Source organism: Rhizobium grahamii (assembly GCF_009498215.1).
In the GTDB taxonomy this organism is placed as follows: domain Bacteria; phylum Pseudomonadota; class Alphaproteobacteria; order Rhizobiales; family Rhizobiaceae; genus Rhizobium; species Rhizobium grahamii_A.
The window spans coordinates 1,652,081-1,668,825 of record NZ_CP043498.1; the positions used below are offsets into that span (position 1 = coordinate 1,652,081).

The 16,745-nt window shown below is 57.3% G+C and carries 9 protein-coding genes; 2 read left to right on the plus strand and 7 right to left on the minus strand.

Annotated features, from left to right (window positions below):
- Positions 1-205 precede the first annotated feature (205 nt).
- On the plus strand, positions 206-844 hold the full coding sequence (locus tag FZ934_RS08215; RefSeq protein ID WP_153270666.1) for a DsbA family protein: 639 nt from the start codon (positions 206-208) through the stop codon (positions 842-844).
- Between the two features lie 4,260 nt (positions 845-5,104).
- Here the strand turns inward: FZ934_RS08215 and FZ934_RS08220 are convergent.
- From FZ934_RS08220 to FZ934_RS08235, 4 genes are all read right to left on the minus strand, one after another.
- Positions 5,105-6,145 carry a TniB family NTP-binding protein gene (locus FZ934_RS08220; RefSeq protein ID WP_153270667.1) on the minus strand — a complete coding sequence of 347 codons (1,041 nt, stop codon included), beginning with the start codon at positions 6,143-6,145 and terminating at the stop codon, positions 5,105-5,107.
- 27 nt (positions 6,146-6,172) lie between these two features.
- Positions 6,173-8,539 (minus strand): DDE-type integrase/transposase/recombinase, encoded by a 2,367-nt coding sequence (locus tag FZ934_RS08225; protein ID WP_153270668.1) that lies wholly within the window; start codon positions 8,537-8,539, stop codon positions 6,173-6,175.
- A gap of 208 nt (positions 8,540-8,747) precedes the next feature.
- Positions 8,748-9,002: a hypothetical protein gene (locus tag FZ934_RS08230; protein WP_153270669.1), complete on the minus strand. Its 255-nt coding sequence runs from the start codon at positions 9,000-9,002 to the stop codon at positions 8,748-8,750.
- Positions 9,003-9,206: 204 nt separating this feature from the next.
- On the minus strand, positions 9,207-10,112 hold the full coding sequence (locus FZ934_RS08235) for a hypothetical protein (protein WP_153270670.1): 906 nt from the start codon (positions 10,110-10,112) through the stop codon (positions 9,207-9,209).
- A gap of 156 nt (positions 10,113-10,268) precedes the next feature.
- Here FZ934_RS08235 and FZ934_RS08240 point away from each other — a divergent pair, with 156 nt between their 5' ends.
- Positions 10,269-10,802, plus strand: coding sequence for a hypothetical protein (locus tag FZ934_RS08240; protein ID WP_153270671.1), 534 nt, complete (start codon positions 10,269-10,271; stop codon positions 10,800-10,802).
- Positions 10,803-11,291: 489 nt separating this feature from the next.
- Here the strand turns inward: FZ934_RS08240 and FZ934_RS08245 are convergent, their stop codons facing one another.
- Genes FZ934_RS08245 through FZ934_RS08255 form a run of 3 tightly spaced genes read right to left on the minus strand, consistent with a single transcriptional unit; the run spans position 11,292 to position 16,736 of the window.
- Complete coding sequence (locus FZ934_RS08245) at positions 11,292-14,552, minus strand: error-prone DNA polymerase (RefSeq protein WP_153270672.1); 3,261 nt, start codon at positions 14,550-14,552, stop codon at positions 11,292-11,294.
- Positions 14,549-16,060, minus strand: a complete 1,512-nt coding sequence (locus FZ934_RS08250) for a Y-family DNA polymerase (protein ID WP_153270673.1) — start codon at positions 16,058-16,060, stop codon at positions 14,549-14,551. The genes FZ934_RS08245 and FZ934_RS08250 overlap by 4 nt, the downstream gene beginning before the upstream one ends.
- The gene (locus FZ934_RS08255) at positions 15,981-16,736 is read right to left on the minus strand and encodes an ImuA family protein (protein WP_153270674.1); all 756 of its coding nucleotides are present in this window, start codon (positions 16,734-16,736) and stop codon (positions 15,981-15,983) included. Before FZ934_RS08255 ends, FZ934_RS08250 begins: the two co-directional genes overlap by 80 nt.
- Between the last annotated feature and the right edge of the window lie 9 nt (positions 16,737-16,745).

The window sequence follows — 16,745 nt, forward strand, 5'->3', positions numbered from 1 at the left end:
TCGCAGTCGGCTCCAGACGCACCTCATCGGTGTACGTGGCCTCGCTACCGCACGCTCGACTTGCCATTATGCCGAGCGGCGGCAGAGTGTATGCCGCTCAATCCTTATTCTCCCCATCAGCAAGTGCTCGTAAACGATATGCCGGCGCGGTCTTCTGGAAAAGACACAGGAGGCGAGCGAACCGATTGGAAGCTGAGGTGCGAAAATGGAACTTGTGTTGGTCGCCGATCCCATGTGCTCATGGTGCTATGGGTTATCGCAGGAGCTAGGGCGACTGATTCAGCGTCACCCGCATACATCGATCCAAATCGTCCTCGGCGGGCTGCGCGGAGGCGCAACGGACATCCTTGACGATGCCGGCAAGCAGTTCCGACTTCAACATTGGGATAGAGTCGAGCAAGCCAGTGGCGCGCCATTCAACCGAGATGGACTGCTTCAACGGGTTGGCTTCGTATACGACACAGAGCCAGTCTGCCGCGCCGTCGTTGCCGCCCGAATCCTTCGGCCGGACGCCGATCTCTTCAAAGTCCTTCGTGCATACCAGCACGCCTTCTATGTAGAAGCGGCTGACACCACAGATGGCATGGTCCTCGCCGAGATAGGCTCGCGGGCACTCAGCACAGATCTGGATCCGGTTTCCATCGAAGAGTTCTGGAATACCTGGAAACTCAAGAGCACGATAGACGAAGCCGCGGCAGACTTTGCGCTAACCCGGGAGATGGGAATTAGTGGCTTTCCGGCTCTCTTCTTGAGAAAGGACGGGCGAATTCACATGGTCGTCAACGGATATGCGCCCGTTGATCAAATCGACAAGGCAATTGCGACTATCGCAGGTTGGCACTGAACAACGGGCGGACATAATCGGCGAAATGCGCAGCGAATCTCCGCAGCGTGAGTGAGTACGAGTGACCAAGGCCATGAGAACGTTGAGCCGACCATTCCTCGCGTGTGTCCTGCCGCCGCCCAGCGGAGACACGCGGTCGCCAAGCACCGGTGCACCTCATCCTGTTTCGTTCGGAAGAAGACGGATTCAGAGTTTCATTTCGTTTGTCCGGACATCCAACTATAGGATCAATTCAAAACGATTCTGGACAGCCATTGATTTTATAGGCAGTTGCGAAAATTTTGAGTCAGCGAATTTAGCATTTTTGATTCTCGGGTTCCGATCAGTCCGAGGTTTCAGAGCATAGATGTTGTAGAAAATCCTCGACGTCTGACCTGAGGCGATACGATTGCTGTTCTTGGCAGCAACGGACTCCGGCACTGTCAAGGATCCCAGCCAGTTTCGACTCAGCGCGCGGCCATCCAAGAATAATAAGTCGATTGTAAACTTCCCGTATCGAAACAAAATTGTCCCGGAACCTTTGAAGTCGGCGTAGCGTCGCAAGTTCGCCCGCACGATGAAATGGACGTAGCTTAGCAGTGACTGTGCTCCTAGATAGGTCCAAATGAAATCCCACTTCTTCGAGATCAATCGGGTAATCCGGAGCCTCTGAGCTAGTAGGAAGTGCGCGGCAAAAGTCGATCCATGGAACAAAATCTTGAACACGTAAGCCGTCGAGCCATATCCGCGACCGTATTCTCGTTACTGGTAACTCATTATTTTGGAGAGCATGGAAAACCAATGGCCAGGGATTAGCGGATCCGCGATAGAGCGCGGAAACGGTACCCCTGATTGAAAGACCGGCGGACCTCCCTCTCCGTTGTGGCCGAAAAAGGTCGTTGAAATGTCCTGCCTCCTTCTCCGAGCCGCCTATGGCGTTAGCAAGTTCTTGATCGGGACATGGTAAGCTTCTAGCCAGGAAGCATTCAAACAATACGCCCCGCGGGATCCCCGTCTCCTGGCTCATTTTGTGAACTGCTGGCGACCGCTTCGCATATTTTTGAAGTTTGAACAGCGAAGCCTTAGACGGAACTGAAGCGGGAGCGCCGCCGAGCGATGCAGCATGAACTGACGGAAGCAGAAGCCCGCTCCTCAAGCTCGCTATGGTGCCGACATTGAAAATCTTGGTTTGACGCAACAGCGCTTCAAGCGGATGCCGATCGAAGGATTTGCCCCGGAAAATGGGAGCCTCCGTCAACCTTTCGCCGAGCGAGGCGATACCGTGTGGCCATTGCATTACAGCTCTCCCAGACAGAGCAAGGTTACGTGGCGAAACCGAAACTCCCGTTAAGCATCTGCTGTGCTCGGTGGGTCCCGCATGGCCATCCAGGATCGCTGCGATGACTACACAGAGCATAAAGACCTCACCCGGGTTCAATCGACAAATGTCATCGTGCCGTTGAAAGAAGGAGCCCTTTGCTTCAGGATCAATTAGCCCCGTCACAAAGCGGAGCGCATGCTCGTCGCCACTGTCGACACGGGCTTGCGGGAAATCGCGAAGATCCAGTCTTGGTCCGCAGTGCGAGCAACGCGAAACCCCGCAGGGGTGCCAGAAGTCGAGGATCTGGTCACAGGCCGGACAATACTCAAGAAGTCGCTCATGACTTTCCGGATCGAACGTCAAAGCACTAATATGCCATACGGCCTTAGAGTGGTTAGATTTCGACAACGCCCCAGGCGCGACACGACGGTGTTTTATAAGCTGTTTCGTTGGTAACCTCGCGCCGAAGAAATTGAATGACCCCTTCCCGCCCTTAATTCCTGGCGCGGCCCTAGTGTACTCCAAAGGATTCAGATCGACCACTCCGTGTGGGCAACCGAGTTTGTCCGCTATCGGAGCAAAGTCAAAAGAGGACATCGCTAGCAAATTGTGAGAGAGCGGCCGCTTGAGTCTCGGAAAGAATCGATTTGTCGTTGGCAGACTGTTCACCGATGCCGCTCGGAAGATCAGATCGGCGATACCCTCCCCTGGCAAGGGTGCGACTGGTATCGCGAGTCTTACGCCGATCAGGCCGATCAGGCGTTTTGCGATGAGTGGTGTGATCTGAATTCTTGAATCGCCGTACATTTTAGTCGTTCTGAGTTCATGAGGAGAAACCGCGCGCCGAATTCAATTGACATGTACTAAGCCATCGATCCGCAGCAACTCTCAAAGAGAGTGCCGCCAACAACGAACAACGTATCAAACTTCCGAGGCGGCCCTTTTGGCACACGCGCTCGAGCGAAATTGCGCAAACGCGCATGTCGACACAACCCGCGACACACTTTCAACAACGTCTCTCCCCGGGGGAGCGAGAAATCAAATCGGCGCACCTGACGCAGCCGAAGCCTATGATCCTAGATTACGACTTCTCTGCTGAAGGCCAACGTGTGCCATTGTGTCTGCTCTCGCCCATAGGAAGATGCCGTTTCCAGCTCTGACGGTGACATTCGACCTACGAAGATCCTCAATCGCCTCCTGTGGATCGAGCCCACTGCGCTTCAATAGTATTCGAAGTTCGAAACTGGTGATCCATCTGCGACGCTCCTCGCGGACCCGACCGAACGTCAACTCATTCGCAATACCCGTGAGTTCCACAAACCTGGCCGCCATAGATCTTGATTTTCCCATCGACATCGCGAGTTCGTTTTGCGTAAGCGACAAACTCGAAGGCAGCCTCCCCTTCGGCGAGCAGTCAAGGGCATCATCTGTCGCCGCGGAGTCGTTGAGATAAAGGTCGTGTGCGACTCCGCGCCCACTGGGTCGAGTGCGAGATAGGGGGACGGGCCTCTTCGAGATCGCATTGAAAATGCTAGACCATGGTATCGACAATTGAAGATCCAATGCGAAACGCAAGGATGAAAGCCTTGTACTGTTGCGTGCACAATCCGTGATAGGAACCGTGCCCATTATCTGCCGAATGGTCACTTCCGCTTCGCACGATGGCTCCGGGAACCCGCAGCCGGTAAGGCCCGCCTGAAGCTCAGGAAGGAGGCCCTCCCTGTAAAGCTCATAAACATCGAAGACGGGCAATCCTAACAAGAGCGACATATTCTGGACTTCTTGCATGTTCCGCAGCACCTTTATCTTGGTGTCAACGTCGCTCCCCTCGCAACGACGGTGGTGTCCTCCTATGAGACGTTGCAACTCTACCCGAGGCGACCGCAATGGACAGCACGGGACGGAAACCCACTCTCTTGATTTTTCGCCTGGGGCGGCACCGGAACTGGTGGCAACGCTGCGATTCCGGCTGGCGTGGTGCATCATCTTCATTTGCCGCCGAATGTCGGCAGTTATGGTCGGATCGTATCTAAGGCGCCATAGAGGCTGCTCTTTCACGCTGGCACCTACCGTTCGCTCTCCTGGAACAGTCGTCTCAGCAAGCGCAACGAAGGACTTCGGCCATCCAAGAACCGCCCTACCTGCCCGCTCGAGATGTTTGAACTGGATTGACGGTGAAACAATTCCGGATTCCACCCGTTGGGATTCTGAAGCTATCTTGACGACCAGTTGAAACAGGTCGCCGCGCGATGCGTTGCCAAGGGCCGACAACTTCCACTTGGAAAACTCAATATCAGCCACTTCCGGGTTCACGAGGTCGCCAACAAATTCGAAAGCCTCGCCGTCTTCCGGCTGCACCACCGGCTGGGGAAAGTCCCGTAGGTCAACTGTCCGATTAGGACACCACTCGCAGTAAACGACACCCACAGTTTTGGACCACCCCAGCGCCATTTCACAGACTGGACAATGGCAGAGAAGCATTTCCCTAGTGCCCGGATCGAAGCCGAGAGGCCAAAGGGACCAAATTGCCCTCTGATAACCTTGAGCTGCGAGAGCCCTTGGAGACACTCGACGGCGAGGCGAAATGTGAGCGCGTCGGATTACATGTCCGAAAAATGAGACGTGCTCCCTTGTTCGGGCACCTGGGGCTTTCAGCACCTCCTGTAAACGTTTCGACGCTGGCTTAATGCCTAAGACATCCACCAACCGTTCAATTTCGGCGCTGTCCTCCAGCGTGGTGAACGCCGAGAGCCGTCGGAACGTAGAAGTTCCCGCAAGTCCAACCACCGGATCTGTGCTGAAAAGTCCGTTGCTAGTCGCGGCTCGAAGGATCGCACCCTGGAGGTGCTCCCCCGGTCGAAGATCCGTCATCACAGGCAGTACTTTTCCCAGTAACGAAAGCCGCCTCGCCCAAAAGCCCGTGTCGGAGCACTGCTCGTCATCCTGGTTCGACAGTGGCATTATTGGAAGTACTCCATATACCGCTTGTCGTATAATTTCTCGTCAGCAGCCACTCGCGTCTTGCAGTCAATTTCAATTTTCTTGTCTTTGTCGATCAGGAACGGATTGTACTCGCATATCCCTTTTTTAAGCGGATAGTCGTCAACAGCCTTCTGAAGATGAATACGTTCGATCCGTTGGCATTTTTCAGTCGAGGCAAGCTTTGCTGCATCTCTGATAAGATTGGAAAGAACGCCAATGCGCCCCTGTGATGCATAGTATAATCTTATTAGTAGATCATCCTCGTACAATCCGCTTGGCACATCGAAAATACAATTCTCGATCATTAGCAGCTCTATACCGGCGACATACTTGCAAAATTCCTCGAGGTCTTTCTCAAACCTAAACGGCATGATGTCGAGTTCCATCACCCTGTTTTTGATCTGCATGTTGTTTAGGGCTGCATGCGCATTGTATAATCCTGTAAAGACTATCGGTATTCCATTCTCCATCATGGTCTTCACAACATCTTGCACCTCAGAGGCCTCCTTCATCGTCTGGCGGTCGGCCTTCCTGGACAGTTGATCAAAATTATCGAGAGCAAGAAGTTCCGTGAGGTCATCGGGATTGTTCATGATATCTTCGGCTCGGCGAATCCGATCCAGAACCTTCTCTCGCTTTTGATAGAATGGATCGTGGACGACCCTGAGCAGATTAGTGCCGAAGTCGCCAATGTTAGGTTTCTCCGGTACTTTGACGTATAGGAACCTCCGTTGAAGCTTCTTTACTGCACCGTCCGAAATACCTTCATGGAAAATGCCATCTTTCCGTAGCTCTGGAAGGATCCTGCGAGAGAAGTATATTTTGTTGATAATGTGTGACTTTCCGCAGTGCGATGCTGAAAAGAGGGAAGCGCCAGATGCCTCCGTATCCCAGCGTGAATGCCGTCGAGCTTCCCTCAGCTCGTCCAAAAATTCCATTGCCGCATCAGCTTTGGAATGGAGTACTATCCACTCCTTGAAAAGGGAGCGAATTACCCCGTTTGAAACCCGTCCAGTCATCACAAAGCCTCCGATCCGAAAACACGATTAATCACGTGACACTTTCAGTTCACGCTTCATTCGCTCAAAGTATGATTCCTTGTCTGCAACCTTGAACCGCGAAGGAGCGGAAGCCGGAATGAGGTTCTCGGCAGCCTCGCTGGTATCCGGAACCAGCGCCATGGCAAGGGGGACGGCTTCGACGGAATAGACTACATCCTCTTGCCGTTTGTCGGCCTTCTTTGAAGCAGCCCTCTTGCCTCTACTCTGACCTGACCTCTGAATGACGATCTGATCACGCTTGTGGATAGGCAGTTCGTGCGAGGAACTGCGGCCATCGTTCCCGTTGGAGACCGGTTGCCCAGGGCTCGACGAGGTAGGCGACATATCGACAATCGGCGTCGGCCCCTCGGTAAGGTGCGCGACGATCGCTGCACGATTGATGGCATGCTTGTTCCGCGGAAAGAATGCTTCCGTCGCTTCGTTCTTTTTCCTTCGTTCTTCCACGTTGTCTTCGTAAGGGCCGGTATTACCCGGCTTCGCATTTGGGACCTCAATGTATGTGCCTCGGCCTGGGTGATAGACTCCGATCCTGGATCTGTCCGTGTGTTCGACCAGTTCCATTAAGACGCTACGGGTGTTGTTTTTCGCCCGCGTCCCTCGGGGATTGTTCGAAAATCGACACAGTTCGTCCAACAGTAGCGTGATGAGATCCTGGTGCCAGAAATCCTCATTCCTGTACTGGATTCCGGACGTTGTCATTGTCCGTACCGCAGACCTCCCGAACGCATTCTCGACAACGTTCATGTCATCGACCAACGGCCTTTTGTAGTCGGCGAAGGAGTTCATCCATTCTAAGGCGGGGGGAACGCCCAGGTCATCATGCACAGCGAGATGGTAATCCGTGATAATATAGTTCCAGAGCATCTCCTGCGCTTCCGGAAGTGTGAAACGCGCCTTCTTCCGTGGATCCTTGTCGGAGACGCCAGGCTTTTCGGGCACTCCGCCATCTGCCTCGTGCCAAAGCCTCAAATTCAGCGTTTTGAAGAATCGCTCAACGATAGATTTGTACGTCGGCGTTTTGACGGGCGCGAACGAAACATTGAGCCCCACGCTCGAAGCCGTAGCCCGCATTGAACGACCTATGTTAGCCAGATCGTTGTCGACAAGCATTCTCCTGAATTTGCCAAAACCGTCCAGCGCCCAGTAGAGCGCTTTCTCCGTGTTGAGATGCTGCAGGAAATCTTTCGGCCTCAGGCTTTCCTTCAGTCCTCCGTAGAGTGTGAATAGGGACGGCGCCTCGATCGACAACCTTGCGGAGAGGACCATTCTGGTATGCACGTCCATAACGACAATCAACCAGGGCCGGAAGGTCTCTCCCACGACCTTCCCGTTCGCATCTAGGACTATTACATGCAGGTCGATCTGCGTGTGATCCATAACGGTGCATTCGAGAGGCCTTAGGGTCTGGACGTGGGGGTTGATCGCCTCGATCTGCCTGTTGGCAACCGTTCGGCCCTCGCGCCTAGCAATATTCGCAAGACTGGCTTCTCGATTGATCCAGTTATGGAGGGTGCCATCACAAGGCGTATCAAAACCCGCATCGATTTCATCGCCGGGGACGGATAGGTCCCCTAAGTGCGGCACATATCTAGGTGCCGCTAACACCCTCGAGGTCTTATGGCCACCAGCCAGTTGACGCATCTCGTCTCCGACAGGGTCCCCTGCCGCCAGTGCAAGTCTTCGCTCGCGCTCTTTCGCGACCTCCCCGTTAAACCAAGCCTTGACCGCGCCAAAAGTCGGAGCGTGGGGACTCCAGTACCACGTGACCATCGCCGCTCGGTGCGCGCGCACGAAGTCGTTCCACTTCCCCGACCTCCGATCGCCTCCGCTACCGTTGAGGAAGCAGGCAAACGGCCGGAAGTGCTTTTCGCCACACTCTCTCGCGAGTGCGATCAAGGTGGAGGTGCCGGGCACGTCTGTTTCGTCGCCAAATAGCTTGTCGTGGGTTGGCTTGTGTTCCTCGAGGAAGGCCTTGAGTGCTGGGTGTGATGCAGAGATGGAGTACTCGTCCATGCAACTGACATAGTAATGCTGAATCGTTGCCTTGAAGTAGCGCGTCTTCCGAGCCCGCACCTGCTTGGTGTCCCCGGGCATAATCGGCTCGAAGGCGCCCGGCTCAACGACGAACTGCTCAGTGAGCAGTGCATCTTCCGCGGAGACCCTCACCGCCCCGCCTCGGCATCGCATGAAAAGGTAGCTCTTCCGGTCGATGTGCCAGCGACCGCTCTTGTCCGTTCTCTCGAAAACCAAATCGCCGTTCGGCTTCGTCTTGACGAAGGTCGCACTAAAGCTTTCGGACTTGAGCTTGAAGTAATATGTCTCGCCGGGGTTGGCGTCTATCGGATGGAGCATTCCTATGCTTCCTCTCCGCGGGAAAGTCTTACAGCATTTCCGCAACACCACACACTGATGTAGCGCTCAACTCGGACGCACCAACGGCGGCGATCGACAGCTCTCTCGAACACCAATACCCCGCCTTCCTTCAACTTGACGAACTTCCCCTTGAGGGTCTCGAACGGCAGCTTGAAGAGATATGTCTGTCCAGATTTTGAATCGAGCATCATGGTCCGAGGGCGCCCCGCTCTTCGAACCGCTGAATGCGGCATCCGACTTCCGTACCGCCCGGCATCACGTCTTCTCGGCACCACATGAAATTGTAGTTCTTCCGGTCGACGAGCCAGCAGCGGCTCTTGTTCGTTCTGTGGAGGATCAGGTCGCCACGCGACTTTGGCTCGACGACAGTTGCAGGGAACCTCCCTGGCTTGAACTTGAAGGCATACGTCCCGCCGAAGCTGGCGTCGGTTGGAGATAGCATTCTCACTTTCCCTCGCGATCACAGAGCTCCAATACGGCCTTCCCCAAGCAGCGCATGCAGATGTCCGTGCCACACCGCAAGTACCACAGGGAGCTCCCGTCCGAGTTCTCGAACACCAGTCCCTTTGAAGCGGCGCAGGTTGGCTCGATGCACATGGGTGGCAGCCTGAACGCGCGTTCATTCTGGGCTTTCGAATCGACCATTCTACGCCTCCTCATGGGCCATCATCGCCAGAAGACTCTGCCTGCTGCCGAGCAATGGGGGCATGGCAACCTTTGTGAAAGGACGCGGGTTCTGGGATAGATCAATCCAGATGTGACCTTTCGCATGGAGGCAGTTTGCTGCCTCCCGTCCCGTCGGACCTCCGCCTAACACCTCAATCATCTCAGCATAGGTTGTCACTCCGTCACAGCGCCGGAGATATCTCCAGGCGAGTTCCGACAACCGCCGCGGGACCCTCGCGGTGTCGTCCATCAGGATGCTGGGCAGGTGGCGCAGATCAAAGGGGCGGAGGTCACGCATTTCCTCCACTATGTGAAAGTAGTAGCCATGCGCCCGATAGATCTCGTTCGCGCGCTGGAGTTTGGCTTCATAGTCCTTCTTTTCGGCAGCCCGCTTCTGAGCTCTAGCGATATCCTCCGGGCCATCGCCAAGGCGGCCGAGATCAAGGTATTTCGAAGCCCCCTTGACCTCCAGAACCAATCGAACAAGATCGTCAGCCGCCGCACGGCGCTGGGGCATTTTCAGAGCGGCGATCGCGAATGGGACACCATCTTCGAGCTGACGAACGAACCAGCGGGGCACAATCACTTCCAGGTCGCTGGTGTATCTCCATTTCCCCCTGCGTCCTATTCTCGGGAACACCAGCGTGTGAGGCTGGGCCATATAGGTCAGTGCACTGGTAGACAGATCCAGCAACTGCATGACCTGAAATTCAGCATCAGACTCTGCCGGCAGGATGTGATTTACCACTTTAGCCGAGTTGTATATGTGCGTGGCGTTGCGCTTCCGTCCGTTGGCCCCGAAGCGGATGGGGCCTCCGTCCCTGGCGCGGTACATGCAGCAACCTTCACCCAAATCGATCTTGACCCTCTCCAACCGCGTATCCATGTCAGCTCCCCAAACGGTGTTAACGGTTAATCACTCGACTGGCGCGTCCGCCCAAATATTGTAAAATGGGCTACTACGGTGATTTATCGGAACGCGACTCACCTTCCACTAAGAATGGTAGAGTGAATTCCGATAAGAGTCCAACAAGGTGGAGAAATGCGAGGGTTAGCATCGTTAGACCGAGCAACTGGCGGATCCGAGATCGACAGAGGCGAGACCGACCTCCTGCATAGCGCCAACTCCTACGACGCTATTAAAAAGGCGATCCGGATTACGGAAGCTGAGCGCGCCCGACTGCAGGACAAGATGAAAGCCGCGCAGGACGCCGTGAGAGAGATACAGGAAGCCCTTAGCGAGCTTAACGCTCGCGATGAACACCTCAAGCGCGCGGCAGCAATAGGCAAGCAACGTGAAGAGGCAAGCGTCACGATACCAGAAACTTTGGGCACCAGGCATCGAAAGAGACGCACAAGCATGGCTTATCGCGTCCGCCAGGAGGTTTACCGCATACTGAAGCGCGTCAATCGACCACTCAACCGAGTTGAACTGCTAAGAGAACTCCAAGGCGCGGGCATCGAGCTGCCTGCCCATGACGCGTTGGCGGCGATCACCAAAATCATGTGGAACACCCCGGAGTTCACGTCCACCGGCGGCGGGTACTGGCTGGCGAGCGAGCCCATACCCACCTGAGCGCCCTGCGCGCACACCTCCGCTCCGCAAACACCAACCAATCCTTTATGACGCCGCAGCGCAGTGGACTGACGTTCCGTTAGAAAGGACTCAATTCTTCAAAACGGAATGCGAGTCCTTTTAAGTAGACTAAAAGATTCCGTAGTGTCCTTGCACGGCTTCGTGCGATGTCGCCTGCGAATCCTTATGCAATAGGACTCAAAATTCAGCTCTCGCGAAACCGTGGACCACGACGCCAATCTTGTTCAGCCGCCATTAATTTCAGGCCCAATCGCGCATTGACGGTTCCGAGCACAGACCACACAGAGAGCGAGCCCATGGGGAATGATAGTGAAGTGAGCATAATGGAACTGCAAACAGGCTCAGCCTGACGCTCTCGGTGCATGCGGTTGCGGGATCAAGTCTAGCAGCGATCCACCGCACGATCGAGCCCTTGCTACCGAGGACAGAAACCGGGAGCCAACGAGCGATCGGTCGCTTCTAGCGGCGCTAGTGAAAGTTCCTGCTCTTCAATTTCAGCGTATCAATGTGCAGATCGGGTATGAATATGTCACGGGCCTTTGCCGTTGCCCGGTCTCTCGAATCCGGAGCGCCCGGCGCGCCGTGAGCGAACTCGTCCCCCCGCCCGGTCGGCAACCGGAATTTCCCATCGCGATCGGCAAGACTTGAGAGATCGTCCGAGAGATCGAAAAGTTGCTGCGCAACAAGATGCACGACGTCGCCCTCGCGTTGAATCCTTCCGCTGATCGACATCATCGACGCCCCGAGAACAACGCGTCGTCGCCGCTCGAACAGGGTCGGCCAGACCACGACATTTGCGGGTCCCGTCTCGTCTTCGATCGTCATGAACATCACCCCCTTGGCGGAGCCTGGTTTCTGGCGGACCAACACAAGTCCCGCCGTCATCAGCCACTGGCCATCACGCGCATTCATTGCATCCTGACATGTGACGATGCGGCGCTCGCTCAAGTCCCGCCGAAGGAACGCCATGGGATGATCCCGGAGTGTCAGGCCGACATGACCGTAGTCCTGAATGACATTGTGCCCCGGCGTCATTTGGCGAAGGGACACTTCCGGCTCCTGCTGTTCCGCAATCGCCTTGGCCTCGCGCTCTGAAGCTGCGGCAAACAGCGGCAGCGGCTCGTCGCGAAGCGCCTTGATCGCCCATATGGCATCCCGCCGCTCCAGCCCGAGCGAGGGCAGAAACGCGTCAGCCTTGGTCAACTGCACCAGTGCTTCAGTCGGAACGTTCGATCGTCGCCAGACATCGTCCACGGACTCAAACGATGTATTCATCCTTGCGGCGACAATGCGCGCGGCGTCGGCAACGGCCAATCCCTTCACCAGCCGCATCCCGAGACGAACGGCATGTCGGCCTGTATTGCCGATGCGTTCCAGCGTGCAGTCCCACCGCGACTGGTTGATGCAGACGGGTCGGACATCGACCCCATGCGCTCGGGCATCGCCGACGATCTGGGCTGGCGCATAAAAGCCCATCGGCTGCGAGTTCAGGAGTGCTGCACAGAAGGCATCGGGAAAATGGCATTTCACGAAGTTGCTGGCATAGGCGATGAGCGCGAAGGACGCGGCATGCGACTCCGGAAAGCCGTACGAACCGAATCCTTCGAGCTGGCTGAAGGTCTTCTCGGCGAACTCGGGCGAGTATCCGTTCTTGATCATCCCTGAGACCAGCTTGTCCTTGAAGCGCGACACGCCGCCGGTGAATTTGAAGGTCGCCATGGATTTGCGGAGCTGATCCGCCTCGCCGCCGGTGAACCCGGCACAGACCATCGCGACCTTCATGGCGCTCTCCTGGAAGAGCGGAACGCCGAGCGTCTTGCCGAGGACGGCTTCGAGTTCGGGTGTCGGGTACTCGACCACTTCCTTACCCTCCCGTCGCCTGAGAAACGGGTGCACCATATCGCCCTGGATTGGTCCCGGACGGACGATCGCGACCTGGATCACGAGATCATAGAAGGTCCTTGGCTTCATCCGCGGCAGCATCGCCATCTGGGCGCGGGATTCGATCTGGAAAGTACCCAGCGTATCGGCCTTGCGGATCATCGCATAGGTGGCGGGGTCTTCCTGCGGGATGCCTGCAAGATCGAGGTTCTCGTTCTTGTGCTCGCGGATCAGATCGAAGGCCTTCGACATGCAGGTCAGCATGCCGAGCGCCAGGACATCGACCTTCATGAACTTGAGCGCCTCGATATCGTCCTTATCCCATTCGATCACCTGGCGATCTTTCATGGACGCAGGCTCGATCGGAACGAGGTCATCGAGCCTGTCATGGGTGAGCACGAAGCCGCCCGGGTGCTGGCCAAGATGGCGTGGAGCGCCCATCAACTGCTGCGCAAGCTTCAGCGTCAATGCAAGACGGCGGTCATCCGGATTGAGGCCTTGCTCACGAACCTTGCGGTCGCTGACCATTTCCTCGGACCACGACCACATGCCCGATGACAGCGCCTTGATGATGTCTTCTGGCAGGCCAAGGGCCTTACCGACGTCCCGGATCGCCCCCTTGGCGCGATAGCGGGTGACGGTCGAGCAAAGTGCTGCCTTGTCATGGCCATAGGTCTTGTAGATCCACTGGATGACTTCCTCGCGTCGTTCGTGCTCGAAGTCGACGTCGATATCCGGCGGCTCGTCGCGCTCCTGGGAAATGAACCGCTCGAAGAGGAGATCGTTGGTTTCCGGATCGATCGAGGTAATCCCGAGGATGTAGCAAACGGCCGAATTGGCTGCCGATCCCCTGCCCTGGCAGAGAATGCCTTGCGAACGCGCGAAGCGGACGATGCTGAAGACTGTCAGGAAATACGGCGCGTACTTCATCGACCGGATCAGGTCGAGTTCATGCTTGACGACCTTGAGCACCTTTCGCGGCAACCCTTCGGGGTAGCGGATCGGAATGCATTCACGGACATAGTGTTCAAGTGATTGCTGAGCATCCATGCCGGAAACGATCGCCTCTTCCGGATACTGGTAGGTCAGCTCCTCAAGGCTGAAGCGGCAGCGGGAGACGATCTCCATCGTCCGGGCAATCGCATCCTTGTAACGAGGAAACAGCCGCTCGATCTCTTCCGGCGGCTTCAGGTAACGGTCGGCATGCCGCTCGCGTTCGAAGCCGACATCGTCGATCGTCGTGTTGTTGCGGATGCAGGTGACGACATCCTGGAGGTGCCGGCGACCCGGCTCGTGAAACAAGACATCGTTGGTGACGACCGTTCGGATTTTGAAGCGGGCTGCCATGTTTGAAATCTCATGAAGCCGCAACTGGTCGTTCGGACGCCGCCTGAGACAGAGCGAGACATAGGCCCTGTCGCCGAAGAGGTCAGTCATCCTCCGGAGCCGGATGGCACAGGTCTCGTCGGCCAAGTCAGGCACGAGGATTCCAATCAGGCCGTCCGCGTAGTGCGCGACATCCTCAAGCGTCAGGATGCAGCTCGCCTTGCCGCCTCGGCTCTTCCCCAACGTCAGTAGCCGCGTCAGCCGAGAGTATGCCGCCCTATCTGTCGGGTAGACCAGGATCGACATGCCATCCTGAAGGTCGAGGCGGCATCCGACGACAAGACGCAGGCCCGTCGCGCGAGACGCTTCGAGAGCACGGACGACGCCTGCAAGGCTGTTGCGGTCAACGACCCCGATTGCTTCGATGCCGAGTTCCTTGGCGGTTGCGAACAGTTCGTCGGCCGAGGAGGCGCCCCTCAGGAAACTGAAATGCGTGGTCACCTGGAGTTCGGCATACTTCATGCGAATATCCCGTGTATGAACCAGCGATGCGATCCGGTCTCCGGATCGACACCGTCCCCGGAGCGGAAAACCCAGAGCCGCTGGCCGCGTTCGTCTTCGACCACGAAGTAGTCGCGAACAGCCTCCAGCTCGCTGTCGCGCTTCCACCACTCGCCGAAGACTCGCTCCGGACCGTCGGCGCGAGCGATCCTGTGGCGCTTGCCGCGCCAGGTGATACTGACGGGTGGCTTGTCCGGCATGAGCGCGATGGCGTCGATCGGGTCGGGCTTGTGGAGAAGGCGTACGGGCCGCGGCCAATGATGGACCCAGTTCGCGTCGCGCTCTGTGGCGGCGGCTGCGATCCTTTGCACGCTGCGTTCGGGGACGTCGGAGGCGAAAGGCGCAACCCGGTAGACGCGTTGCCCACGGTTCCCGAACACATCGATCAGCGGCGTGATGTCGGTGGTGTCCTCTTCAACCAGAGAAGAGGACCGCTGCTCCTCCTCAAGAGGCTGCGTCACGATGGCAACGAGGGAAAGCCTTTCGATCCCAAAGCCAGGCTCGATCTTCTCCGTTCTGTCACGGAAGAGTTTCGTCAGCCAGGCAACATCCCGGGCGGGTTTGGCAGTCCCTGCGCGGATTGCCTGCCTGGCTCCGTCGACCTTCTCTACGATCAGGTCGGTCCTGCGCACGCCAAGTCCCTTTCGCTGGAGTTCTGACACGAGCTGCGTCACCAGTCGCCCAACGTACTTGTTGATCGTCTCCGCCGCACCGATCGGCTCGGCGAAGGCGCGCGATACCTCGATCAGTTCCGGACTCCTGACGGGTTCGATCGGCTCTGCGAGACGCGCATACATCTGGTCGAGACGGCGGCCGATCTCGGGGCCGAACCGCAACGTCAGCGGCGCGCGCGGCGTTGCGGATAGTTCGCCGATGGTCTTGAATCCCAGCGTCCTGAGATCGACAACGATCTGATCTGGAAGCCGAAGCAAATGGATCGGAAGCTGTTCCACCGCGCGGACGGTTTCCCCGCGCGGAACGATGACGGTCTCCCGCTCGATCGCACGGGCGCAGGCATGAGCGGCTCCCCAGGTATCGGCGATCGCCACCCGAGCAGTGAGGCCCTTGGCCCTAAAGCGGTTGGCGATCGCCGTGATCATCATCTGTTCGCCACCCTGAAGGTGATCGGCACCTTCGGTGTCCATGACGATGCCATCCGGCGGATCGACGGCAACGATCGGCGAGTACTGCGTCAGCGCCCAGAGCGTAATGCGTTCGAGGGCATTAGTGTCCAATACTGCGTCCGCATCGACAAGCATCAGACCGCGAAACAACGCCTGCGCCTTGGCTGCCGGCATGCCGACATGGACTCCCGCCTTCCTCGCCGCGGCGTCGGCAGCCGACACCCAGCGCTTGGAACCGCTCCGGGCAATAACCGCGATTGCCTGCTCAACGGGAATGGACGGATCGGCCCGCCTTATCCTGTCGGTCGACAAATCCGGTAGAAAGATCGATACGACCCGCGGCATTACACGCTCCAACCTCAAACTCAGCGCACTCGCCCGCTTTCACTCTCATCAGCTCAAGAAGCCACCGCGCCCGGCCGACACCTGGAACCGGAAGTGCTTCCGACGGCAACACGCTGACGCGCCATCGTGTCGACGACGCGGTTGGCTGGCCGAAATCGCTGGCCTCCGTTTGCCGCCGCCATCGCCGGACGACGAGCCCCATCGTTCCGGTCTTCTCGGCCGCAAGCTGCAGCCGTCGCGATGCTGTCATCGGGAGGCGGACCAGTTCCGCCACGACGGCGCCGAGCCCGCCGAATGACAGCGCCTCCTCCATGGACGCAAGCACGTCCTCTTCCCTATCGGCCTCGACGAAGATCACCCTGTCCGGGTGAAGACCTGCCTGGGCCAATGCCGGAAAGAACAGGTCCGGCCGCGTCAGGCACCAGATCACCTTGCCCTTGGTGCGCGCCGCCACTCCAGCCGCAAAGAGCGCTGCGGCCGCACCATCGACGGTGCCCGCTGCACCGCCAGCGAACTCATGCAAGGCTCCATAAGACAAGCCGCCACCGGGCAGATGCTCATCGATTTCCGAGATGCCAAATGGCAAGGTCTGCGTCCGGCGTGACACTCCGCCTTCGAGATGCGAAATGCGTTCCCGAAGTTCGGTGATGACGGGGTTTGCGCCGGATTGCGCCATCTGTGGCCT

Bases quoted from the DNA above. Each gene is read 5' to 3' on its own strand.
- FZ934_RS08235 (WP_153270670.1), bottom strand. From the start codon at position 10,112: ATGGATACGCGGTTGGAGAGGGTCAAGATCGATTTGGGTGAAGGTTGC.
- FZ934_RS08215 (WP_153270666.1), top strand. From the start codon at position 206: ATGGAACTTGTGTTGGTCGCCGATCCCATGTGCTCATGGTGCTATGGG.
- FZ934_RS08255 (WP_153270674.1), bottom strand. From the start codon at position 16,736: ATGGCGCAATCCGGCGCAAACCCCGTCATCACCGAACTTCGGGAACGC.
- FZ934_RS08225 (WP_153270668.1), bottom strand. From the start codon at position 8,539: ATGCTCCATCCGATAGACGCCAACCCCGGCGAGACATATTACTTCAAG.
- FZ934_RS08230 (WP_153270669.1), bottom strand. From the start codon at position 9,002: ATGCTATCTCCAACCGACGCCAGCTTCGGCGGGACGTATGCCTTCAAG.
- FZ934_RS08220 (WP_153270667.1), bottom strand. From the start codon at position 6,145: ATGACTGGACGGGTTTCAAACGGGGTAATTCGCTCCCTTTTCAAGGAG.
- FZ934_RS08240 (WP_153270671.1), top strand. From the start codon at position 10,269: ATGCGAGGGTTAGCATCGTTAGACCGAGCAACTGGCGGATCCGAGATC.
- FZ934_RS08245 (WP_153270672.1), bottom strand. From the start codon at position 14,552: ATGAAGTATGCCGAACTCCAGGTGACCACGCATTTCAGTTTCCTGAGG.
- FZ934_RS08250 (WP_153270673.1), bottom strand. From the start codon at position 16,060: ATGCCGCGGGTCGTATCGATCTTTCTACCGGATTTGTCGACCGACAGG.